The organism is Rhodospirillales bacterium (assembly GCA_023898805.1).
Lineage (GTDB): Bacteria > Pseudomonadota > Alphaproteobacteria > Micavibrionales > UBA1664 > UBA6145.
This window is the reverse complement of sequence record CP060260.1, coordinates 1094297-1118183: the sequence shown is the minus strand read 5'-3', so window position 1 is coordinate 1118183 and position 23887 is coordinate 1094297. Positions and strand designations below refer to the sequence as shown.

Here is a 23887-nt window from a genome sequence, read left to right as displayed (position 1 = left end):
TTTTTGGGCAACTTTGGAGATTATGACGGAAAGCCACAACCCATAGTGTCTCAACACCACCTATGATACTAGATGATGTGTGCCTGTGAATAGGACGTTATTCTTAATTTTGACAAAATCAAGGACGCGACTCCAATTTTCCGGTGCATGGACCGAACTTGTTTTGAAACCATGCACTTGCATGAAAGCTTCCGTCTTTATCCACGCGCTTATGGACAGGCAGGTCACCATTAAGGAAACAAATCCGTGGATAAGGTCGCCCCGAAAATAAGACAGCAGTCTTGTTGCAATTTGGCCGTGAAGGGTATCCGTGTTTGCGAATCGCACAAAGGACGATACCTGCGAGATTTATAATAAAATTATTTGTTTTCAATCTGTTGCATATCCTTACGCGGCGCCATCCGCTTTTGCCGCGCGGCTTTTCGATTCGGTCCCGGTTTTGACTGGCTCTTGTGATATCACGAACGGCGCGGCATGATCGGCCGCACATCCGCAACTTCATCCTCACGGCCCGATTCTTCCATGACCGATTCCGATTTTCATGCCTCGCCCCTTCCCCGCCAGCGCCGGACGCGCATCGTCGCCACGCTCGGCCCCGCCTCCAGCGACCGGGCGATGATTGAAAAGCTGTTCCGCGCCGGGGCGGATGTCTTTCGGCTCAATTTCTCGCACGGGACGCATGACGACCACCGCGCGCGGCTGGGCATCATCCGCGAACTGGAAAAGGACGTGGGCCACCCGATCGGCATCATCGCCGATCTGCAGGGGCCGAAGCTGCGCGTGGGCAAATTCGCCAATAAAGCCATCGATCTGCGCGCGGGCATGGTGTTTTCCATGGACCTTGACGAAACGCCGGGGAACGAGGCGCGCGTGTGCCTGCCGCATCCTGAAATTATCGCGGTCGCGCATCCGGACATGATGCTTTTGGTGGACGACGGCAAGGTGCAATTGCGCGTGCGCGAACAGCACAAGGACCGGCTGGTGGTCGAGGTGGTGTCTGGCGCGCGGCTTTCGGACAACAAGGGCGTGAACGTACCGGGTGTCATCCTGCCCATTCCGGCCCTGACCGAAAAAGACCGCCGCGATCTGGTGGCGGCGCTGGACATGGGCGCGGATTACATCGCGCAGAGCTTCGTGCAACGGCCCGAGGACGTGGCCGAGACACGCAAGCTTTCGGGCGGGCACGCCAAGGTGATGGCGAAGCTGGAAAAACCCTCGGCCATCGAACGGGCGGAGGGAATCATCGAGCTTTCGGACGCGATCATGCTGGCGCGCGGGGATCTGGGCGTCGAAATTCCGCCCGAACGCGTGCCGCCGGTGCAAAAACACATCGTGCGGCGGGTGCGCGCGGCGGGCAAGCCGGTGATCGTGGCAACGCAAATGCTGGAATCCATGATCTCGGCCGCGACGCCGACACGGGCCGAGGCATCGGACGTCGCCACCGCGATTTATGACGGGACGGACGCGATCATGCTTTCAGCCGAAACCGCATCTGGCCAATACCCGGTCGAGGCGGTCGCGATGATGGACCGGATCGCGCGATCGGTCGAAAACGATCCGTATTACCGCCCGATCATGGACGCCGAGCATCCGGACATCGCCGGCGACGACGTGTCGGACGCGATCTCGGCCTCGGCCCATTTCATCGCGCGCGACATCAACGCCGCCGCGATCGCCACCTTCACCACATCCGGCTTCACCGCACGGCGCGCGGCGCGCCAGCGCCCTGTCGCGCCGATATTGTGCCTGACGCCGCAAATCGACGTGGCACGGCGCCTGACGCTGTCTTACGGGGTGCACCCGGTGCACGACACCAGCGTCAAGGATTTCGACGGGGTGGTCGCGCGGGCCTGCGCCATCGCGCGCGAGGAAGGCATGGCCGAAAAAGGCCAGCGTATCGTCATCACGGCCGGGGTGCCTTTCGGCACGCCAGGATCGACCAACGTAATCCGGATCGCGTGGGTGGATTAGGAAGTAAGGTGGCGCGACTGGCGCGCGGCCAGCGCGCGGGCGCGGATCGGCACGCCGGTATAGGCTTCCACCCGATCCATCTGAAGGCGGTGCGCAAACTCCACACAGGCGGGGTATTCCAAACCGAAAAGCATGAACTGGCCCAGCGTCATGGTTTTCACGCTAAACCCACTGGCTTCGTATTCCGCCGGCATGGCTAGATGGTGATTCGCCGGCATCCAGCCGAACGCGCGGAAAAACATCTCTTCATCGACCTGAACCCTGTGGTCCAGATTCGCGATCTTCCTCAAATCGCTCGTCTGGCGTAAACGCACAAGATATTCCAGATCATAGACCGTTTCCTGCGGCAGCTGGTCCTTTACAAGCCCGGCGCGCAGATCCAGATGCTTCAGCAAATCGGTTTTATCCTCCAGTCGCGCCCCGGCCCGCGCCCAGACATAGGCACCAACCATATGCCCGGCATAAAACCGAATGGCGTTCAAACCCAGCGCCATGCCGACGACGCAGGCCTGGGCAAACATCCGGCGGCCTGTCGCGCCGTCGCGTAAATCGCAAGTCAGCTCACCGTCCAGAATCCATCCCCAATCGGGTACGATGTCATAGCGATGATGAAATCCCCGCCCCAAATAGCGCAGCGTGAAGGTTTCAACCGCCCTGTCCGGCTTGACGCTAAGGATTTGCGTGATTTGCGCACCAGATTCCGGCGCGGCGGCGATGGCAAGGTCGAAAATATCCTTCGCCTTCCAACCTGTTTTTTCCCTGAAAGCTCTGGCCGCTTCAATGCGGGGATTCGTGCGCAGAACGCTCGTCATGGCACCAGCCTTGCCGCATGCGCCGGTTTGCGCCGCAACGCAAGCGCACGCTCGCGGATCGGCACGCCGGTATAGGCTTCCACCCGATCCATCTGGCGCGAATTGGCGAAATCGAACACCGCATCATAGCTTAAGCCGCAGAGCATGAACTGGCCCATGGTGACACCGTTCTTGAAAAACCCCTCGTTTTTAAAATAGGCATGATTACCGATAGAGTACGTATGATCGAGCGCTGTATCGAAATCCGCTTCGCTAACCGGTGCCAACGCACCCAGATCGGCAAGACACCAAAGATCTTCCAGATCGTCCAGACGGGACAATTTCCTGATTGCTTCATTTTGGTCCGGCGTCAGAAGCGGGGCCAGAATGGCCGCGCGCGCGGCCAGCATGCCGGGCAATCCGTCTTGCGAAGATTTCGGCAGCATCCCCGCGCGTGCCCAGACATAGGCGCCCATGGTGTCCGCCGCGTAGCCTTCCAACCTTGTCGCCCCCAATGCCTGCCCCACGATCGCGCGGTTGGCGAACATGCGCCGCCCGGTGTGTCGGTCACGGCGGTCGTTGAACATAGTGCCCCGCAGTACGGATTTTTTCACAGGGTCTATGTAATAGCGGTCGGAATAACCGTTTCCGGCTATCGAAACCACTATCTGCGCTTTCGATATGTCGCCTTCACAGGTCACCACACAACTTTTCAGATCCGGTAATCCATCGGCCGCCAGGGCCTTGATACCTTTTTCCATGCACAGCCAGTCGCATGGGGCCACATTGTCGGCGAAGTCACAAAATATGTCCGAAATGGCAGTGGTAAGGGTGGCGGCCATGCGGCCACCCTAATATAATTTTTATGAAAAAACAAATTCCGATGCCCGCGGCCAGCGCAGCTTATGGCCGGCGTTTCTGGTGAAACAGACTGAAGGACACTACCTCCGCACCCTCGCGGGGGCGGATCAGGTCGAAAGGCAACGGAACCTGCACGGGCGTCTTGCGGCGCGCGGCTGCATGATCCGCCGATGGTTTCGCGGTTTTGCGCGGGCGCGCAAAGTCGGCGACAAAGCGGTCGGCCAGATCGGCGTGGCTTTCGGATTGGTAATACAGGGTCTTGAGCGCCGCATGGATCGGCCCCGGCGCGGTTTCAAGGAGCATGTCGCGCAATTCCATGAAGATCGAGGTCAGAATGCGCAGCCGGTCGGGAATGGTGGCAATCACGTCGCGGTCGGACCGGGCAGGCTTGATGCCGTTGCACACCGTGTCGAGCCACAGACGCCCGACGGTCAGCAGATTGTCCTCGCACGCGACGGTCAGTTCGCGCAAAACCGGGCCGCCCGGCCCGTCCTTGAGTTCGACGGGAAAGTCGCGCGCGACGATCAACGCGCATAAGGAAAGCGAGATCAGGGCCAGATCCGGCGTCTGGGCCGCGATGGAATCGTGGACCGCGATTTGCGCCGCGTCGCCATGCACGCGGTCCTGCATCAGGTCGTCGAGACGCAGGGGCGCCTCGGTCTGCAGGTAAAGCTGCGCGAGGTCCTGTTCGGACAGGCGGCGAATGGGAAGCGACATGAAAACCGGAAAGGCGTCAGGCGGAGAGAATCATTACGACAAGACAGCGTAACATGATTTGCGCGTTGTGGATAATCGTCTATAAGCTCCGGATGGATAACCAGATATGAACCGAACTTTCGAGAAAGAAGCCGTCCGCAAATGCCGTTAAAGAAAATCCGTCTTGCCGTCGCGTGCGTTCTTTTTTTATGCCCCCTGTGGATTGCAGGGCCCGCCCTTGCCGACCCCTTTCATATCCTGGCAACGGAAAATCAGGTCTTGCTGCCTTACACATGGGGCTACGACACCACGACGTCGCTTGCCAAGCTGCAGGACGAAAGTTTCAAGGATCCCTATATCATATCATAGGCATCAGCATCCTGACCGCGCTGCGCGATCCGCAGCTGCGGAATGACCCGGCGCGCATGGCCATCGTCGAAGGACGGTTCAACCGATTCCTCGATTCGCGCAACAAGGACGGATACTGGCCGCACGATGCCTACGATTCCTTCCCTGCGGGATGGTATTCAGGCATGGATTTTTCCGGCATGGGGCTGGCCGCCCTGGCCCTGTACGAAGCCACTGGAAACGACAAATATCTGGCGGCGGGCAACGCGCTGATGGATCAGCTTATCCGCCCCGTGGATGCGCACGGCGCCCTTCATAAAACGGATACGGCCAAATGCTGGCTTGGTGAATTCGTATGGCCCGAAATGAGCAATGCGGATCAAAACTACGTACTCAACGGCTTCCTTGTATCGCTGGAAGCGCTTGCCATATACGCCAAGGCCGAACCCGACCATGCGGCGTACACTGATATAACCGATTGTGCCTTTAACGACCTTAAATCGAATATATCGTCATTTTTCTTCAAAGACGGCAGCTGGTCTTATTACATGCTCTCGCCGCATATCCCCAATCACACACGATACATCATATTCGAGACCAACCAGTTCGACGCGCTTTACCGGTTGACCGGGGATGCGTTTTACAAGGGACAGGCGGCACGAAGGCGCTCCATTTTTTCCAAAAACTATCAAGTCTTCAGCCATGACGGGCAGTTCCTGTTCTCCGAACTCGGCACGCCGCAGCCGTATCTGAGGGACATCTATCAAACCCGTCTTACGTTTTTCGACCGGGATGGCGGGACGCTTGCGGACGTGTCGAGCGGGGCCGGCAACACCGACGCCGTTCGTGATTCCAAGCTTTTTCTGACCGGGCCAGTGCCCAAGGGGACCGATCGGGTCCGGCTGGATATTGTCAATGGCGGTTCACAAATATCCATGTTCGATGCGCCGTTGGCGCAGGTTTCAGGCAAAACCGATCCGCTGGTTCTACAGACCGGCAACGAAGCCCTTATCGGCATGCAAAAGGATGCCGATGGCTATCTGGTTCTTAATCCACCGGCGCAACCGGAACCACAGACGCAGGGACGCCTTACGCTGGACCTAAACCATTCGATCGATACGAATATCCTGAACCTGTTCACGATAGATGCCGAATCCTCCGAGCCGATATACTGGGCCCTTGGACTTGTCGATGAAAGCGGGCGGGAAACCTATCGCTATTTGCCGCAGATCACCAAAGCGGGGCATTTCACCGTGCCGCTTTCGCGTTACGGCTTTCAGGATCCGGAAACAGTTGGATCAACCGTCAAACGTGTGGTGATCTATCTTTACGCAAACGCGCTGACAAAACCCATCCGTTTCAAATTCAACGGCATCACCGTATGGCCGGATTATTATTCGTTCGCAAAAAACATCAAAAAACTTGGTTACGACCATTTGCTTGTCGAGAATCTTTAGAAACGCACCTGCGCGTGTTTTCGCGTTTACCAGCCTGATCATGGGGCCATCATGGTAGCCAACGTCCAGACCGTCGCGTTTTCCGGGATCGACGTATTGCCGATCGAGGTGCAGGTCCAGATCACGTCCGGCCTGCCCGCGTTCACCATTGTCGGTTTGCCGGACAAGGCCGTGGGCGAAAGCCGCGAACGCGTGCGCGGGGCGCTGCACGCGATGGGGTTGAGCCTGCCGCCCAAGCGGATCACCGTCAATCTGGCCCCCGCCGACGTTACCAAGGAAGGGTCGCATTACGACCTGCCGATCGCGCTGGGCCTTTTATGCGCGATGGGAATCCTGCCCAAGGAGGAGCTGGCCGGCGCGTGCGTGCTTGGCGAACTCGGCCTCGATTCCCGCATCCGCGCGGTGGGCGGCGTCCTGCCCGCCGCCATCCATGCCAGCGCCAGCAATCTTAACCTGATCTGTCCCGGCGCGTGCGGGGCGGAAGCGGCCTGGGCGGGCGGGCTGGACGTGCTGGCGCCCGACGATCTGCTGCAGTTGATCAACCATTTCAAGGGGACGCAGGTCCTGCGCGCGCCGGTCGCGGCGCTGGGCGGCGAGGCACCGGGGCCGGGTCTGTGTCTTTCCGACATACGCGGGCAGGAATCGGCCAAGCGCGCGCTGGAAATCGCGGCGGCGGGCGGCCACAACATATTGATGGCAGGACCGCCGGGATCGGGGAAATCCATGCTGGCGCAACGGCTGCCCGGCATATTGCCGCCGCTCAGCCCCAAGGAGGCGTTGGAGGTTTCGATGATCCACTCCCTCGCGGGCCTGTTGCCCGAAGGGGGCATGGTGCGCGCGCGGCCCTATCGCGATCCGCACCATTCGGCCAGCCTGCCCGCGTTGGTCGGCGGCGGCGCGCGGGCGAAGCCGGGCGAAATCTCACTGGCCCATCGCGGCGTCCTGTTTCTCGACGAATTGCCGGAATTCGCGCGCGCGAGTCTGGAGGCGCTGCGCCAACCGCTGGAAACCGGGCAAGCCGTCATCGCCCGGGTCAACAGCCACGCGGTATGGCCCGCGCGCTTTCAACTGGTTGCGGCGATGAATCCATGCCGGTGCGGGTATCTGGGCGATCCCGCGCAGGAATGCACCCGCGCGCCCAAATGCGCGGCGGAATATCAGGGCCGACTTTCGGGCCCGCTGCTGGACCGGATCGACATGCATATCGAGGTGCCGGCGGTGTCGCTTGCCGATCTCAACGCGCCTAAAACAGGCGAGGCTTCGGCGATTGTCGCCGCGCGCGTCGCCGCCGCGCGGACGGCGCAGGCCGCGCGCCACGGCGAGGGCGTGACCAACGCGACGCTGCCGGTGGCGCAGCTTGAAGACGCCTGCGCGCTGGCGCCGGACGCGAAAGCGCTGGTCGATCAGGCGGCCGCGAATCTGAACCTGTCGGCGCGCGGGTATCACCGCCTGTTGCGGGTCGCGCGCACGATCGCCGATCTGGACGGCGCGGCGGCCTTGATCGGGCGCGTGCATCTGGCCGAAGCCTTGTCATATCGCGCGCACAAATACCTGAATACCTAAGAGAATCCGGTTTTTGTTGGTTGGGGTCATGAATCGCCCTATAGTACAGGCATGACAGATGCCAGTGCCCTGCTTATGAACCGCCCGATCGATCCGGACACGCCCATCAGCGATGCCGGTGACATGCTGCGCGCCGCGCATGGTGTCATTGCCGCGGGCATCGCCGTCATGGCCGCCACGCCGGCGCCCGTTGTGCGCCATGCGCCGACGCGCGCCGCCCGGCCGTTCCGCCGCGCCCGCCCGCGCAGTTACGCCGAACCGATTCTGGACATGCGCGCGGGTGTCGCCGCACCCACCACGCAAGTTGCCGCGCGCGGCAACGGCCATGGCATTCGCCGTGGCGGCGGCGCGACACGGTTTTTCCGCCGCAGCCTTGCGCCCGCCTTCAGGATGGGCGCCGGTGCCGCCTTTACGCCCAAGCGCAGGCTGCGCATGGCGAGCGCGCTTTTATTCGCGGGCGCACAGCCACGAGCGCGCATCGCACGCGCTCGCACACCGGTGGCCGAGCCGCTGCTGATGCTGCGCGCACGCAGCGCGCAGGCCGCAGGGATGCGCGCCCTGCTGCAACGCGCGCAATATGTGCGCGGCGTCCTGACGCAGCGCTTTGCCGCGAACGGCCGCGACTGGCAGGACGGGCACGCCGATATGGCGCGCACCATGCTGGCCCAGCGCCGGTATCACTGGATTGCTTACGCCATCTAGTGTCGTTTGGCGTTCAAACGCCGCGCGGGTTCCGCTTGCATAAGTTCGAGGAGCGGCTGTCGCCGCTCTGGACTGCACACCATTCAGTGATGTGGCAGCGATCCAGCATCCATAAAAAACCCCGGAAGAGCCGGGGTTTTCTTTTATGCCGCGTCCGCAACCGGCGCAGACGGCGCGTTCATGCGTTTAAGGCGGAAATACATTTTCAACCCGATCAAAATCGAGGCCGCGTATGTGGTGCCCGCGACCAGCAGCGTGGCCCAGGGCATATGCACCAACGCGGCCAGAAACAGCCCCGCCGCCGCAAGCATCGGCACCGCCGAGGACGCCGGAAGCTTGACCTGCTTGCTGGAAAGGGTGGGGAGTTTGGACACCATCAGCAGGCCGATCAGAATCATCCAGATCCCGATCAACGGCGTCAGCAGCGGGTAGCCTGAAAAATCCGGAAACTGAAGGCTGGCGATCAACGGCATCAGCGCGAGGCCCGCGCCGCAAGGGGCGGGCACACCCATGAAGAATTTGCGCGCCCATTGCGGCCGCGGGTCGATTTCGGAAAGCGTGTTGAAACGCGCAAGGCGCAGGGCCGAGCACAGCGCGAACACCAACACCGCGACCCAACCGACCGGCCCCGCATTGTCAAGCGTCCAGAGATACATGACGAAGGCAGGCGCAACGCCGAAGCTTAAAAAATCGGCAAGTGAATCAAGCTCGGCGCCGAATTTCGAGGTCGCCTGTAAAAGCCGGGCGAGCGCGCCGTCCATCGTGTCGACGATGGCGGCGAAAGTGATCAGCAGTACCGCATCATCCCATTGGTTGTTGACCGCCTTTTGAATGGCCAGCAAGCCTGCCGAAAGGCCGCAGAGCGTCAAGAAATTGGGCAGAAAGCGGCGCAGGCGCGTGCCTTCGGGTGTTTTTTCTTCGGACGGATCCTCGATAAAATAGGCGTCGAGGGTTTCCTCGGCCCGCGGGTCCGGTTCGCCGGTCATTGCAGCACCGCCTCGCGCGGTTTTTCCTTCGATTTAAAATCGGCCAGCACGGTTTCGCCCTCGATCACGCTTTGGCCCACAGACACCATCGGCACGCAGCCATCCGGCACGTAGACGTCGATGCGCGAGCCGAAGCGGATCAGGCCCATGCGTTCGCCGGTGCGGACCTGACGGCCGGGAGCGAGTTCGTTGACGATGCGGCGCGCGACCCAGCCCGCGATCTGGACAAAGGCGACATCGACATCCTTGGTGCCGTTCTTGACCTTGAGCAGAGTCGCCGACATCTCGTTGTCGGTCGAGGCCTTGTCGAGCGCGGCGTTGAGGAATTTTCCCGGACGGTAGGCGGTCTGCGTTACCTCGCCCGTTACAGGCACGCGGTTGACGTGGACGTCGAAGACCGAAAGGAACACGGAAATACGGGTGAAATTGAACCCCGTGTCCATGGCGCGGTCGAGTTCCGGCGGCAATTGCACATCCGGCGTGACAGCCACCACGCGCCCGCAACCGGGCGAGACCACCAGACCCTCGCGCGCGGGTGTCGCGCGCACCGGGTCGCGGAAGAAATACAGACACCACAGGGTAAGGACGAGTCCGATCCAGCCCAGCGGCGTGGCGATAAAGCCAAGCACCGCGGCACCGACGGCGAAAGCCGCGACGAACGGCCAGCCGGCCGGGTTGACGGGGAAAATGACGGTCTTGCGGATGGTCGCGAGCAGGTCGGACCAGTGGTCGTTGGTCTGGGTCATTCCGACTATGTAGCAAACAGGCTCTTGAAGGGAAAGGCATTCCCTTTTAAAACTGCGCGGTCATGAGCGAAGCACAAAACACGGCCGCCGCGCGGCCTTTTCCAAAAATCTCCTCTGTATGCGTATATCTGGGGTCTTCTGGGCATTGCGCCGAGCACCACAAGAAAACCGCGCATGATTTCGGACAGTTGCTGGCACAAGCCGGCATGACCCTGGTCTATGGCGGCGGGCGCGTGGGGTTGATGGGCATTCTGGCCGATTCCGTGCTTCAGGCCGGGGGCAAGGTCATCGGTATCATTCCCGAACACATTTCCAAGCGCGAGGTCAGCCATGTCGACCTGACCGAGCTGCATGTCGTCGATTCCATGCATACGCGCAAGCAGATGATGGTCGATAAATCCGATGCCTTCGTCGTGCTGCCGGGCGGGATCGGCACGCTGGACGAATTGTGCGAGGTGATGACCTGGAAGCAGTTGGGCATCCACGACAAGCCGATCGTCATCGCCAACGTCAACGATTACTGGACGCCTTTCATAAAAATGATCGATAACGTCATCGGCGAGCGTTTCATGCGTGAGGACGACCGCCACCTGATTTCAGAAGTCGGCAGCATCGCTGACGTTATCACGGCTCTGACCGTCGCGCCGGTGCAGACTTTCGATCCGTCGTCGAAATGGATTTGATTTTTTCATAATATAAACAAAGATTTCCGCTTTTCGACTTTTAACCAGCGGGTAATAATTCACCTGTAACACTGAAGCATGCGGCGCGAATCGCACCGCCTTTTCAGAGTGTCTTTTTCAGAGGTCGGTCTTGAGCTACAACCACTCTCCCACCAAGGCGCGGGAATTCGCCGATAAAGTGATGGAACGGCTGGATTCGCTGGAATTACCGCCGATTCCCGTGCTGTTCGAGCTTTGGTACGTGTATGAGAGCGGCGAGGACGCCGAGATCACCCGCGCGATCGACATCATGATCAAGGGCGGCCACGAGTTGACCGAGGAACGGTGCATCGAGCTGCACAACAAGTACCTGAACATCAACCTGCGCTCGGAAGAAGCCTTGAGCAAGGCCGAAGGGCTGGTCGCCGAAACGATCACCAACGTGTCGTCGGCGGCATCGGCCGTTCATGCCAAGACAGAAACCTATTCCGACCAGATGGCCGGCGTCGCCGGCAATCTTGCGCAGGCGAAAAGCCCGGAAGAAATGAAGACGATCGCCGAATCGATGATGGCGCAGGCGAAAAAAATGGTCGAGGAAAACCGCGCACTGGAAACACGACTGACGCAATCGGCATCGGTCATGCAGCAATTGCGCGAGGAAATGGAGACGGTGCGCAAGGAAGCGATGACCGATGCGTTGACCGGCATCGCCAACCGCAAGCTGTTCGATGCTGAATTCTACCGCCTTGTCAGCCTTGCGCATGTCGACCAGAAACCCCTAAGCCTTCTTATGGTCGACATCGATTACTTCAAATCCTTCAACGACAATTACGGCCATCAGGTCGGCGACCAAGTGCTGAAACTGGTCGCGCGCACACTGAAGGACGGGGTCAAGGGCCGCGACCTGCCCGCACGTTACGGCGGCGAGGAATTCGCGGTCGTGCTGCCGGAAACGCAACTTGAAGATGCGATCAAGGTCGCGAACGCCCTGCGCGAAGCAGTGGCTGCCAAGGAAATCCTCAACCGTGCGACCGGTGCGCGGCTTGGGCGCATTACCATGTCGGTGGGCGCCGCGCTTTTGGGCGTCAACGAAAAGACGTCGGAACTGATCGAGCGCGCGGACGCCGCCCTTTACAAGGCCAAGGGCGGCGGACGCAATCAAGTCGTCGCCGCGCCCAGCGCACGGCAAAAGCGCGTCAGCGTGGCAGAATAAAGAAACCCCGCCGGTTTGGCGGGGTTTCTCGTTTTACGGCTTCGATCAGTTACGGTTCGATCCCATCAGGCGCAGGATGAACTGAAAGAGCATGATGAAGTTCATGTACAGGCTGAGCGCGCCCATGATCGCAAGCTTGTCGTTCGCCTCGGTCCCACTGGAGGCGGCGTAGGATTCCTTGAGATTTTGCGTGTCCCACGCGACCAGGCCGGTATAGATCAGCACGCCCGCCATCGAGATGATGTAATCCATCATCGGCGAACGCAGGAACATATTGACCACGATCGCGATCATCAGGCCGAGCACGCCCATGAACAAAAAGCTGCCGAATTTTGAAAGGTCGGATTTCGTGACGTAAGACCACAGCGACGTGCCCGCGAAGGTCGCGGCGGTGACGAAAAAGGCGCGGGCCAGATCGGCGCCGGCGTATATCAATACTAACGGCGTCAGGCACAGGCCAAAGGCGGCAGAAAAAATATAAAACCGCGCCTTCAGGGACGAGGCCGGTTTATTCATCAACGCGCCGCCGTTGAACAGGGTCATACCCAGAATCAGCGGCAGAAAGGCGAACAGGATCGCGAAAAGCGGCTTGGTGAACAGCACCGCGATGGCCGGTACGCTGGCGCAAACCATCGCGACCAACCCAGTCAGCAACAAGCCCGCCGTCATCGTGTTGTATATCTTGCGGAAATACGTGCGCAGACCCTCGTCATACGAGGCAGCGGTCTGTGCCGCGGTCATCGGCGCGCGTGAATCATCAATCATGGACGTCTCCTTATACAGGGCCCTTTATTGAGCCTGATACTGTACCAGATTGATATTAGGGTCACCTGACCGGAATTCAATCGAAAACGGACGCCGTGTGCCGCCGGAAAGTGCGCGCGCTTCGGGCTGGCGCTATCGCGGCGTTGCTGTAAACTATCGGTCCGATCGCAACCCGTCATGCAACCTGATACAAGGATCGCCATTCATGTTTCGCCGTCTGACTTTGTTTATTTTTTTCGCGGGCGTGCTTTTCTCCGGTGCCGCCCGGAACAGCGTTCAGGCCCAGACGCTGGAGCAGCCGCAGACAGACGCCCTAACCGCAGGTCTGCCGCATTTCGACCCCGGTCAGGGCACGCAGGTCATCCCGGAACCGCTTAAACAACAAATAGCGCGCGGCGCGCAGGTTTATTATCTGGGCAAATACGACACGCTGGACAGCTGGGTTATGATGCGCGGCGGTCAGCCGGAATTCTATTATGCCACGCCCAACAACCAAGCGATCGTCATGGGCATCCTGTTCGACGCGCAGGGCAACATGCTGACGGGCGAACAACTCAAGCAACTGGGGCAATCGCAGCAGATGAGCCTGAATGCGATGGCCGCCGGACGGGCCGGGGACAGCGGCGAACAACCTGCCACGACTCCGTCCGCGGCACCGCAAGCTGCGCCTGTACCCGCACCCGTGGCACAGGCAGCGCCAGCACCCGCGCCCGACACGAAGCAGAACGATACGCCGGTCAAACCCGCCGAAAGCGCTACGCCAACAGGCAGCAAGCTGAGCGACGTCGCCAACACCGTCGAACGCGCGACACCGGGCATCAGGCTTTTGAACGACGCGGCGCACGCCAACGGCATGACATGGGGCAAAAGCGGTGCACCGATGTTTTACGCCTTCCTCGACCCCACTTGTCCGCATTGCCAGCAGTTTTTGCGCGAGGTCGAGCCCTATGTCACCAAAGGCACGGTCGCGGTGCACATGATCCCCATGGGATATTCGTCCAAAGCCAGCGCACTGGCCGCTTTCGCACTGGCCGCGGCGGACGGGCCGCAACGCATGCTCGATTACGCCAAGGGCGACGAAAGCCGTCTTCTGGCACCGCCCGACATCAATATCGAGGCGATCAAGGCGAATACGCTTTTGCTGGGACAGTGGAACCTGCTGGCAACGCCGATGATCCTTTATCGCGCAGGCGGGGCGAATGGTCCGGTGCGCCTGATCCGCGGACGGCCGTTGGATATCGCCGCGGCGGTACGCGACCTGACCACCGGATCGGCCAACCCCTAAATTTGTTTTTTCGTAACCACGCCGAAGCTGGCGCAAAAAGACTCGACATTCAGGATTTCATAACCTTATATGTGGATAAAATAATAAAATGGGGCAGTGTCAAAGGCTTAGAAAGCCGTTTGTCCCTTTGTAACTGGCGGGCCATAATTGCTCATGAGTCGTGAATCGAAACAAGCGCAGGCCTTGTTGCGCGTCTTCGAATCTTTGGGCGTCCCCCTGATCGGGGCGGTCGATGAGTTGTTGGCATGGCAAGGACCGGCCGCAGACCCCAGTCCGGAGGAAGCGGCCAAGCGATTCGCCGCGCTTTTATCCGCCGCGATTTCCACCGGCACGCAATTATCCGCCCGGCTTGCCCCGGGCACGCAGGAAGAGGCCGAGGCCGCGCGTTTACGCGTATCCACGCTGGCCGGCGCCGCGATCGCACAACACTACGTCCTTTCCGGCGCGATGCCCGACGATGCCTTCAACCGCCGTCTGGCGCAGGCCTTCGACGGGTGCCTTGCGCTGGCCGATTCCTTTCCACCGCTGCCCGATGAAACCGGCAGCACCACCGATATGGTCGCGCGCCGGGTCGAGGCGCTGACACCCTTTATTCAGGCCGTGATGCGTTTCCCCTTTGGTCAGGAGGATAGTCTGGTCATTCGCAAGCTGGGCGAGGCTTTATGCGAACGCGCGGTGCATCTGGCCGATGCCTTTTCCAGCGGACAGCACGACCCGGCCGGGGATTCGACGCTGTATGCCGAACGCGAACTTGCGTTTCTGGCCGGCGGATCAAAACTTTTGGCGCGGGCGTGCGAGGTCGAAATGGACCGGATGCAGCACGCGATGGCGAACGGACAGGCACAGGCCAGTCCCGATCCCGAAGAACTGCGTGAGCGGATCTGGCAGCGTTTCGAAGACGGGATGGACGTGCTGCGCGCCGTGATCGGATTCCTGAGCCCCAACGATTCCACAGGCGGCGCGCGCGCGCCGCAACCGCAGAACGCAAAAGCACCAACCGCCAAAGCACCGGCAAAAGCGCCGGGTACGAAATCCGCACCCGCACAGGCGAGCGGGAAACAGGCCGATGAAAAACAAACCGGCGGCATCCCCGGCAATCCGATGTCGTTTTTCGTCAAGAAGGAAACCTCGTCCGACACAGGTGAGGCGGCATGATCAACCATCTGTTCGCGGCGTGCCTGATGATCGCGGCCCAGACCTATGCGGTGCCGCCGCAGGTGCTGGTCGGCATTCTGCACGTCGAGGGCGGCCGCATCGGCCAGCAGGTGGCCAACACCAATGGCACGTACGATCTGGGGCCAATGCAGATCAACACGATCTGGCTGCCGCAGCTGGCGCGCAACTGGGGCGTAAGCGAAAAAATCGCGATGAAGTGGGTGCGCGACGACGGATGCACCAATGTCAACGTATCGGCGTGGATATTGCGACAGCACCTGAACGAGACGGGGTCGCTTGCGCGCGCGGTCGCCAATTACCATTCGCGTACGCCGTCCAAGGGTTTTCAGTACAAGCAAAAGGTGGTCGAGGTGATGCGGCGCAAGGGGCTGCTGGCCCGGCCCAACGCCGCCGACCAGACAGCGGCGCGCAAGGCCGCCGAATCCGCAGCCAACGCGGCCAGAAAGCCCGCCATCCGGTTCCGGATGGGGCGTAGCAGTCAGGAGTCTGAGGATAAAGGATAAAAACAGAGTTTTAATCTGTTGTGGGCCGCGGGCGCGGCCTTTACAGTTCGGCAAGATGAGGATGCGTGTACCTGTGACCAGTTCGACTTTTTATAAAATCGCCCGAATGGGCGTGCTTGTCCTTACCATTGGGCTTGCTTTGCCGTTGGCCGCCTGTTCCGGCGCGGCGGGCATCAATTTCAGAAACACCAAGCCGCAGCTGGTGGCGGAGCCTGACTCCACCTCGCTGATGATCGCAGACGCCGCCGACCGTGCGACGCGCGCGCTGGAATCACTCGCCGCCGTCGAACAGACGCGCACGCCCGGCGTCGCGGCCGCCGCCGCGATGGTCCCGAACGCGCCGGTGGAACTGCAACGCGCCGTCACCTTCCAGTGGAGCGGCCCGGTCGAGGACGTGACCCGCGACATGGCCGCACGCGCGGGATACAGTTTCAGCACCGTGGGCGATCTTCCGCCGACGCCGATCATCGTCAACCTGAACGCGTATAACGAGCCGCTGATCGAGGTGTTCCGCGACATCGGGCTGCAAATGGGTACGCGCGCCGATCTGAAGCTGGACGCCAGCCGGCATACGGTCGACATCCTTTATACCCCGACCGTCAACCGCGTGATGCCGAACAGCAGCAGCACGTCCGAGGTCACCCTTCACCGCAAACGTCCGTCGCGGTAAGCCGCCATGAATCCAATAGTCGTCCGCACCGCCTTTTGCCTGATCGCCCTGCTTGCAGCAGGCGCTCCGGTTGCCGCGCGGGCCGAGGCGATCCCCCAACCGGGCATTGTGGACATTCTGGACCAAAGCATCGGCAAGGCACCGCCAAGCCTTGAGGAATTGCAGATCATTCCCGCCAATGCGGGTGCCGCGGTCAAGGCCGACACCAATCCGGAAATCCGCAACGAAGGGCTGGCCGACGCCGCGACGTCGTACGGCGCGCGCGGCGGGCTGGCGTGGCGGACCTATCAGATCCGCGCGACGCTGGACGACCGAGCGTCCTATCTGGACAAGATTTACGACTTCAAACGTCTTTTGATCACGGCGCCGTCCGGCCTTTTGATTGAGCCGCCGATCATTTCCGAAGCCGAGGACGCGATGGTCATCGAAGGCGGCGGGCAAAGCGCCGCCGTGGCCGACAAAATCTACAACATCAACGTCAACGCCCAGATCGTGGCCGTGGCGCGCAACTGGCGCGCCTATCTGGAGCGCGAATGGGGCGACGTCACGCCGCCGCCTTCCGTCCTGTACCCCACCACCCCGGCTGAACGCACCGTGTGGTTCACCAACCTGCGCAAAGGTTGGGACGAAGGCATCAAACAAGCGGACGAGGTGTTTCAGGCCGATCTTGACCGCCTGAACGCCGATTTCCGGGGCATGATCCGTTACCGGATGCTGCTGGCGCAGGGTATCGTTTCGCCACCCTTTACATTACAGACCGACCGCGGCGTCACCGGCGGCGGCGCCGAAATGCGCGTGGGCGACCGCGCGTTGCAGATTACCGGTCCATCCGAACTCCAGCCCAGACCATACGAATGGCAACCCGCAAGCCGATAAGCCTGCTCAAAGGGCAAGGCGGCGCAGGCCAGACATGGCCCGGCGAACCCACGCGTTTTACCGACGAACATGTCGACCCGTTCCTTTTGTGGTGCGTACAGCAGGGTTCGAGCGATGTGACGTGGCAGACCGACCGGCCCGTCTATAACGAAATTTCGGGCAAGCTGTACCCGGGCACGTTCCGGCCGATGGACGCCGCCGACATGGCGATCGTGCTGACCAAGATCTACGGCCCCGAAGCGCAGGCACGGCTGGCCGGGGGGGACGATCTGGACGTATCGTATGAAATCCGCCCCGACCGCTATACCCGCCACCGTTTCCGCGTAAACATCACCGCCATTCTTTCAAAAGGCCGCGACGCCGCACAGATCACCATGCGCGCCCTGCCCAGCGAGCCGCCGACGATGGCGCAACTGAACATCGAGGAAGACGTCATCGCCAACTGGTCGCCGCGCCAGGGCATGGTGGTCGTCACCGGCCCTACGGGTTCGGGGAAAACCACATTGCTGGCCGCCGGGTGCCGAATGCTGCTGGAGCGCAAGCACGGCTGCGGCAAGATGCTGACTTATGAAGCACCGATCGAATTCACATACGACACCGTGCATTCGCCGCACTCGGTCGTCGCGCAGACGGAAATCCCGCGCCACCTGCCCAATTTCGCCGCCGGGGTGCGCAACGCGCTGCGCCGCAAACCCAACATCATTCTGGTGGGCGAGGCGCGCGACCGCGAAACCATCTCTGCCGCGATCGAGGCCGGGCAAACCGGCCACGCGGTTTACACGACCACGCACACCACGGGCGTGGCCGCGACAATACGGCGGATGATTTCCACCTTCGAATCCGACGAACGCGCGGAACGCGCCTATGCGTTGATGGAAACGTTGCGCATGGTGGTCACGCAGGCACTGGTGCCGAAAATCAGCGGCGGGCGCGTGGGCGTGCGCGAATGGATGGTGTTCAACGACGTGGTGCGCGAAAAGCTGCTGGATATGGATTTCAACCAATGGACGGTCGAAATCCAGCGCATGATCCCCAATTACGGCCAGACCATCAACGCTTCCGCCGCCAAGCTGTTCGAGGCGGGCGTGATCGAGCGCCGCTGGTATCTGACGCTGACGCAGGCCACTGGCGCGACGTAATCCGTGCGCTCAGACGCCGCTTGGCTTGGCTTGGCTTGGCTTCGCTCCGCTTACGCTTCGCGGGGCCGCAGTCGCGGCCCTTATGTTTGTCCCTCAAACGCCGGGCGGCGCGCTCTCGCACGCCTTGGCTTCGCTCCGCTTACGCTTCGCGGGGCCGCAGTCGCGGCCCTTATGTTTGTCCTTGATGCATTTCATGCTAGGTTTATTCCGTGACCGATATTGAAACATCAGGCGACTGGCATTGGCGCAACAGCATGAAACCCGTGCGGTTTTTCGGGCTGGATGCGCGCGTCGCCCTGTTTTTCATGGTCTTTTTGATGCATATGCGGATCTGGACTTTGGCGCTGTTCGCCATCATGTGCATCCTGTTCTGGATTCTGGAGCGCAAGGGGCTGACCTTCGACGCGGCGATGCGCTCGCTACGCACGTGGATCCTCGGTCCCAACCGGCCCGGGCTTTTGTGGCACCGGCGGCGGCGGATGATCGATTACGGCTGAGGGCGCGATACGCCCCCTCTTCTGGGTCGCGTCACCAACTTTGTGGTCAATCCATTTCGCGGCGCTTGCCGCGCTTGTATTTTACAGGACAGGGTTCTAGACTTGGCGCAAAATGGGCGGCGGGCAATTCGCGGCTTTTGAAGTTTTACGGCATATAAGGGATTTTTCGATGGCGTTTCCTCTCTTGCGCAAATATGGCACGGCTGCGGCCGTGGTGGCTGGAACTGCGATGGTTGGCGTTTTCGCCTTTGCCGCACCGGCCCGGGCTGGATTCCAATGGACCGCGCCTGCAAACATGGCCGCAAACGCCCCCGTACCAGCCAGCGGCACCATCAACCCGGGCTCTCAGGCACGGCCGTTTGAAGCCGCGCCACGCGCCGCCGCCGCGCCGGTTGCGCCTGTAACATCGGAAAGCCTGCCGAACTCGCTTGACGGTATCGCCACAGGTGCCCCGGTCGCAACCACGCCGGACGGGCCCGCCAGTGCCGCGCCGATTTACGGCAATGGCATGACCAACGATCCCATCACCTGGAACCCTTCGTATAGCGGGCGCACTACGGACATGCCGCGGCCACCCGCCAGCGCCATGCCGGCGGAAAATGTATCGGTCTTTTATTCAGGCCCCGGTCCCGCGCCGATCGGCCCGCAGGTTCTGGGCCCCACGCTGGGTGCCTCCGCTGCGCCCGCCGGCACACCGGTCATGCTGGCGCCGCAATCCGCCGGAACGTCGATGATGGCCGCGCCTACCGCAGCTTCCTATGCCAGCCAATACCCGGTCGCCGACGGCTTCGGGCAAGACCTACCGCTGGTCATGGCAATCCGGCAAATCGTGCCGGCACATTATGGGTTCGTCTTCGATCAGGGCATCGACATTTCCGGCAAGGTTTCCTGGCAGGGCGGTCAACCGTGGGATGTCGTGCTTCAGAGCACTCTGGCCCCGCTGAACCTTCAGGCCAGCATCAACGGCAATGTCGTAACCATTACCCGCGCTGGCGGCATGCAGATGACCGCATACAATGACGGACCAATGGTCACGACCGCGACAATGCAAAGCACCACGACCACGGCGATGGCGCCATCGCCGCTTTTGATGCAGGCCTCCGTCACCAGCCCCGCCGCAGCTCAACCGCAGCCGATCATCGACGACATGTCGGGCGCCGCCGGATATTACAATCCCGCTTCGGCCCCTGGCACCACCGACCTGAACGCCACAGCGACCTGGACGGCCGCGCGCAATTCATCCCTGCGCAGCATCCTTGAGGACTGGTCCAAACAGGCGGGGGTCGAGCTGTACTGGGCCGCAGAATACGATTACCCCATCCAATCCCCGGTTTCGATCGACGGGACCTTCGAGGATGCGGTGCAGACGCTGCTCAAGGGTCTGTCGGAATCAAAACCGCGCCCGCTGGGCAGGCTGCACCCCAATTTACCGAATGGCCCCGCGGTACTGGTGATCGAAACCCGCCAAAACAGCATGTAGGCCATTCGAATTATTCGGGCCGGTCCGCGCTTCGCGCGGCCTTACGGCGGGTGGCCCCGCGGTACTGGTGATCGAAACCCGCCAAAACAGCATGTAGGCCATTCGGATGCCGTCTTTTTCCTGTTTTTTGCGTGCTTAATTCCGCTTTGCGCGAACGCGGGCATGGCTTAAACTTTGAGTCGTCATAATTCCAATCCGGGCGCGACCCCCGTCAGGGCCCGGTCGAACCCATTACGACCCGTTTGGTGGCGCCTGCCGATGATGTTCCCACGCTTTTCATTCCGTTTGTCTTTGAAACCTCTTCTTGGTCTTGCGCTGGCGGCGGCTTTCGTGCTCACGTCCTGCGCCGATTATAAAAAGGCGAACGACGCAATTGAAACCAATCAGGCCACTGCCGACCGTGCATTGGAGGCGATCAGCCCCAAACAACCGCCGGCACAGACGCTGGAAATCGACAGTCGGCCCTATTACGGATCCAGCGCGGTACCGATTGCCAACGGCTCGCCCCTGCCTCCGAAATTCGAGCAGTCGAACTCCATCGTCATGACCTTCGCCCGTCCGGTCACCATGGCGGAACTGGCGCGCATGGTGCAGTCCGTGACCGGGTTGCGCGCGCAATCCATGGCACGCAACGAAAGCAGCAGCGCCGCCGGCGATTCAGCCGCCAGCAGCGCCGCCAGCCTGACATTCCTGCCAACCGGCGGCGAACAAGTCGCGGGCGGGCGCATCGTGTGGCAGGGTCGCCTTTCGGACCTGCTCAACCAAGCGGCCGACAATTTCGATGCGGACTGGACCTTTGACGGCTCCACCATCACCTTCGCACAAACCGTCACCCGGACCTTCATGCTGCACGCGCTGGCCAGCGAAATGTCGGTCAACGGCTCGGTTTCCGGTGGCGCGGGGCAAGGGGATTCCGGCGCTCTGCCGAAAGAGGACATTTCCTCGAAAGTCTCGATCAAGGTCTGGGACGAAATCAAGGATGCGGTTTCCACCATCATCGGTGATTCCGGCAAGGCCGCATTTTCGCCGTCGACCGGGACGATCACCGTTACGGGTTCACCCGACGCGGTACGGCAGGTCGAATCCTACCTGAACCAGCAGAACGCCATGCGTTTGCGCCGCGTCGCGGTCGCGGTCAAGGTGCTGTCGATCACCGCCAACAACGACATGGATCTTTCTGCCGACGTCACCGGCATCCTGAAACGCGCATTCGACCAGGCGTCCCTGCGCACCGTCGGCGGCGCAACATCGGGCATCGCCATCGGCGTCCTGAAAAAGCCCATCGGCATTGAAAGCTACACACCCGGCGACGGCAGCGACGGGGACATGATCCAGTCGGACCGGATCGTTTCCGCGTTCAAGGCCGACCGCAACATCGGTCGCGTGTCGGTGGTGCATTCGGGCGCGATCGTCACGCTTTCGGATCAACCGGCGCCGCTTCAGGTCGGGCGTCAGATCTCGTATCTTGAACGCACGTCATCAACCACCGGAGACACAACGGGCAGCGGCTCGGTCAGTCTTGAGCCTGGTACGGTCAATACCGGTTTGATGATGACCATCCTGCCGCGCATCGTCGAAAACAACCGCATCCTGATGCGGCTGTCCGTTGCCCTGACCGACGCGCCGCAGCCCTTCGCCACATACGGATCCAGCGCTTCCGGCGTTTCGATCCAGCTGCCAGAAGTCAACACCACCGGGTTCATGCAGAACGCCGTGATGACGTCGGGTGAGACGCTGGTGCTGGCCGGGTTCGAAAAGAACCTTGATTCCAATACCGATGATGGCACACCGTTCCTGCCCTTCTTGGGTGGCAAGCGCAGCACATCGCGCACGCGCGAAGTGACCGTGCTTTTAATCACTTCAGAAATTCTGCCCGAAGATCCGATCACAGTGATCGGCAACTGATCCGGGCAGCAGACCGACCATGGCCCGCGACGACGAGCAAAACCAGGACAAGGATTTCCTGGACATAGATCTCGACGAACCGATGGAATCGATCCTCGGCGCGGATTTGCTTGCCGAAATCGAAGGCCAGCACGGCGCCGACGAAGGTGCGGATGATGGCGGCAAGACCCTGGCCGCACCAAGCCGAAACATTAAGGTGGCGGGTGACGGTGTCCTTGTATTCGACAACAAGCGTTATGCCGTCGGCCTGAACTGGCTGATCGCCGAAGAGGAAGGCGACACGGACCTGGCCATGCAGCGGGCCAAGGAGTTCCGCGCTGATTTCTACGTCCTGCGGCAAGGCATCGTTTCCCAGCACGGTTTCGGGTATCTGTCCAAGGGGCATCGGCTTGGCCTGCCTGCACTGGCCGGTGCCGCAGCGGACGCGCTGGTCGGCGAATGGCACGGGGTTTTCGTCGCCGACAATGGCTGGTGGTATGTTGCCGTGCACAGCGACAACATCGCGCCGGAAGGGGACATCCTGTTCCAGTCCGAGGAAGCCGCCTACAACCATTTCATCGCCCAGAACGAGAAATACCGCTGGCCGCGGTCCTATGCCCCTGAAAGCTGGAATATACCCGATTGCACGGGCGGGATCCCCCTGAACAGGATTATGGGCGAGGCACAGGCCCCCGGGCTTAAACCCGTAACACTGGATGCGATCTTTTCCGGGCGCCGCAACCGAAACATGGCGCTTGGCGCGCTGGTCGCCATCATCCTTCTGGTCGTCCTCAGCTTCATGGGACAGCAAATCCTGCCTTCGCTGATTCCGATGCAGGCGCAGGTACCGGCGCCGAATATCGAAGTATCCGAGAATATCCAGGCACCGCCCAAAGAGCCCGTCATCCTTAAGGAGCAGGCGAGACAAAGCATCACCAGCATGGCCCTGCCGCTGCCAAGCGGACTTATCGCGGGGTGCCTAAGCGGGTTTTCCGCGATCACCGTATCGCTGCCCGGGTGGCAGCAGGAGACCATACGCTGCAAAGAAAGCTTCGTCGAAGGAACATGGCGGCGGACAACCGGCTCACTGAGCCTGATCGAGCCTTATCTTTCGCAGTTTCCGCAAGGGGTCGTGCGTGGATTCCAAGACAGCGACACGCTGATCGCAACGCGGCGCAATATCGGCCAGAAGACCACCGCGCCCGCGCAGGAACTTTTTGAACGCAACCACGCCATCATGCTTTTGAGTCAGCGGTTTTCCGGCATCGGCGACTTGCAAATCGAAGAAGTGACGCCCGCCGCCGGGCAGGAACTTCTGGCCCAGGTCGACGCCATGCAACAGCAGGCAGGCCTATCCATGGGTATAGGACAGGCACCGGTCGACATACGCCCCCTGACGCCGAACGACCTGCCCTATCTGGGCATCGTCCTTAAAACCAAAACGCCGCCCAACATGATGAACCGCTATTTCGACCTGCCCGGCATCATCATCAATGAAATCGGCAGCGGCAAGGACGGGGAATGGACATATCAGGGCAAGCTGATCCTGAAGCCCGACCGCCGCCTGATCGAAGCCAACAACAAAGCCCTTGCCCTGCAACAGCATTAGGAGCCGC

22 protein-coding genes are annotated in these 23887 nt (G+C 61.0%); 16 read left to right on the top strand and 6 right to left on the bottom strand.

What is annotated here, in order from left to right:
• Nucleotides 1-522: 522 nt before the first annotated feature.
• The gene (gene pyk, locus H6866_05520) at nt 523-1971 is read left to right on the top strand and encodes a pyruvate kinase (GenBank protein ID USO06909.1); all 1449 of its coding nucleotides are present in this window, start codon (nt 523-525) and stop codon (nt 1969-1971) included.
• Here the strand turns inward: pyk and H6866_05515 are convergent.
• From H6866_05515 to H6866_05505, 3 genes are all read right to left on the bottom strand, one after another.
• Nucleotides 1968-2783 (bottom strand): hypothetical protein, encoded by an 816-nt coding sequence (locus H6866_05515; protein USO06908.1) that lies wholly within the window; start codon nt 2781-2783, stop codon nt 1968-1970. The two genes, pyk and H6866_05515, sit on opposite strands and share 4 nt — an antisense overlap.
• Nucleotides 2780-3604 (bottom strand): hypothetical protein, encoded by an 825-nt coding sequence (locus H6866_05510; protein ID USO06907.1) that lies wholly within the window; start codon nt 3602-3604, stop codon nt 2780-2782. Before H6866_05510 ends, H6866_05515 begins: the two co-directional genes overlap by 4 nt.
• A gap of 61 nt (nt 3605-3665) precedes the next feature.
• Nucleotides 3666-4340 carry a hypothetical protein gene (locus tag H6866_05505; GenBank protein USO06906.1) on the bottom strand — a complete coding sequence of 225 codons (675 nt, stop codon included), beginning with the start codon at nt 4338-4340 and terminating at the stop codon, nt 3666-3668.
• A gap of 404 nt (nt 4341-4744) precedes the next feature.
• Between H6866_05505 and H6866_05500 the strand changes: the two genes are divergently transcribed.
• The 3 genes from H6866_05500 to H6866_05490 are packed head-to-tail and all read left to right on the top strand — an operon-like array spanning nt 4745 to nt 8389.
• On the top strand, nt 4745-6124 hold the full coding sequence (locus H6866_05500) for a hypothetical protein (protein ID USO06905.1): 1380 nt from the start codon (nt 4745-4747) through the stop codon (nt 6122-6124).
• Between the two features lie 51 nt (nt 6125-6175).
• Complete coding sequence (locus tag H6866_05495; GenBank protein USO06904.1) at nt 6176-7687, top strand: YifB family Mg chelatase-like AAA ATPase; 1512 nt, start codon at nt 6176-6178, stop codon at nt 7685-7687.
• 51 nt (nt 7688-7738) lie between these two features.
• On the top strand, nt 7739-8389 hold the full coding sequence (locus H6866_05490) for a hypothetical protein (protein USO06903.1): 651 nt from the start codon (nt 7739-7741) through the stop codon (nt 8387-8389).
• 143 nt (nt 8390-8532) lie between these two features.
• On the opposite strand, the gene pssA is transcribed toward H6866_05490, so the two are convergent.
• Both pssA and H6866_05480 read right to left on the bottom strand, forming a co-directional pair.
• Nucleotides 8533-9375 (bottom strand): CDP-diacylglycerol--serine O-phosphatidyltransferase, encoded by an 843-nt coding sequence (pssA, locus tag H6866_05485; protein ID USO06902.1) that lies wholly within the window; start codon nt 9373-9375, stop codon nt 8533-8535.
• The gene (locus H6866_05480; GenBank protein ID USO06901.1) at nt 9372-10121 is read right to left on the bottom strand and encodes a phosphatidylserine decarboxylase family protein; all 750 of its coding nucleotides are present in this window, start codon (nt 10119-10121) and stop codon (nt 9372-9374) included. Before H6866_05480 ends, pssA begins: the two co-directional genes overlap by 4 nt.
• Before the next feature lie 62 nt (nt 10122-10183).
• Between H6866_05480 and H6866_05475 the strand changes: the two genes are divergently transcribed.
• Both H6866_05475 and H6866_05470 read left to right on the top strand, forming a co-directional pair.
• A complete protein-coding gene (locus H6866_05475; protein USO06900.1) occupies nt 10184-10804 on the top strand; it encodes a TIGR00730 family Rossman fold protein in 621 nt (206 codons plus the stop codon).
• 130 nt (nt 10805-10934) lie between these two features.
• Entirely contained in the window at nt 10935-11996 is a 1062-nt protein-coding gene (locus H6866_05470; GenBank protein USO06899.1) for a GGDEF domain-containing protein, read from the top strand.
• Nucleotides 11997-12041: 45 nt separating this feature from the next.
• Here the strand turns inward: H6866_05470 and H6866_05465 are convergent, their stop codons facing one another.
• The gene (locus H6866_05465) at nt 12042-12737 is read right to left on the bottom strand and encodes a Bax inhibitor-1/YccA family protein (protein ID USO08600.1); all 696 of its coding nucleotides are present in this window, start codon (nt 12735-12737) and stop codon (nt 12042-12044) included.
• A gap of 229 nt (nt 12738-12966) precedes the next feature.
• On the opposite strand from H6866_05465, the gene H6866_05460 reads away from it, so the two are divergent.
• From H6866_05460 to pilO2, 10 genes are all read left to right on the top strand, one after another.
• Entirely contained in the window at nt 12967-14046 is a 1080-nt protein-coding gene (locus H6866_05460; protein ID USO06898.1) for a thioredoxin fold domain-containing protein, read from the top strand.
• A gap of 153 nt (nt 14047-14199) precedes the next feature.
• Nucleotides 14200-15201, top strand: coding sequence for a hypothetical protein (locus H6866_05455; protein ID USO06897.1), 1002 nt, complete (start codon nt 14200-14202; stop codon nt 15199-15201).
• Nucleotides 15198-15725 (top strand): lytic transglycosylase domain-containing protein, encoded by a 528-nt coding sequence (locus tag H6866_05450; GenBank protein ID USO06896.1) that lies wholly within the window; start codon nt 15198-15200, stop codon nt 15723-15725. The genes H6866_05455 and H6866_05450 overlap by 4 nt, the downstream gene beginning before the upstream one ends.
• A 106-nt stretch (nt 15726-15831) precedes the next feature.
• Nucleotides 15832-16395, top strand: coding sequence for a DotD/TraH family lipoprotein (locus tag H6866_05445; GenBank protein ID USO06895.1), 564 nt, complete (start codon nt 15832-15834; stop codon nt 16393-16395).
• Between the two features lie 6 nt (nt 16396-16401).
• Nucleotides 16402-17271: a type IV secretory system conjugative DNA transfer family protein gene (locus tag H6866_05440; protein ID USO06894.1), complete on the top strand. Its 870-nt coding sequence runs from the start codon at nt 16402-16404 to the stop codon at nt 17269-17271.
• Nucleotides 17250-18410 (top strand): Flp pilus assembly complex ATPase component TadA, encoded by a 1161-nt coding sequence (tadA, locus tag H6866_05435; GenBank protein USO06893.1) that lies wholly within the window; start codon nt 17250-17252, stop codon nt 18408-18410. The genes H6866_05440 and tadA overlap by 22 nt, the downstream gene beginning before the upstream one ends.
• Before the next feature lie 254 nt (nt 18411-18664).
• Complete coding sequence (locus tag H6866_05430; GenBank protein USO08599.1) at nt 18665-18907, top strand: type IV secretion protein IcmT; 243 nt, start codon at nt 18665-18667, stop codon at nt 18905-18907.
• Nucleotides 18908-19076: 169 nt separating this feature from the next.
• Nucleotides 19077-20387, top strand: coding sequence for a TcpQ domain-containing protein (locus H6866_05425; GenBank protein USO06892.1), 1311 nt, complete (start codon nt 19077-19079; stop codon nt 20385-20387).
• 291 nt (nt 20388-20678) lie between these two features.
• Complete coding sequence (locus tag H6866_05420; protein ID USO06891.1) at nt 20679-22292, top strand: hypothetical protein; 1614 nt, start codon at nt 20679-20681, stop codon at nt 22290-22292.
• 19 nt (nt 22293-22311) lie between these two features.
• Nucleotides 22312-23880 carry a type 4b pilus protein PilO2 gene (gene pilO2 / locus H6866_05415; GenBank protein USO06890.1) on the top strand — a complete coding sequence of 523 codons (1569 nt, stop codon included), beginning with the start codon at nt 22312-22314 and terminating at the stop codon, nt 23878-23880.
• Nucleotides 23881-23887 lie beyond the last annotated feature (7 nt).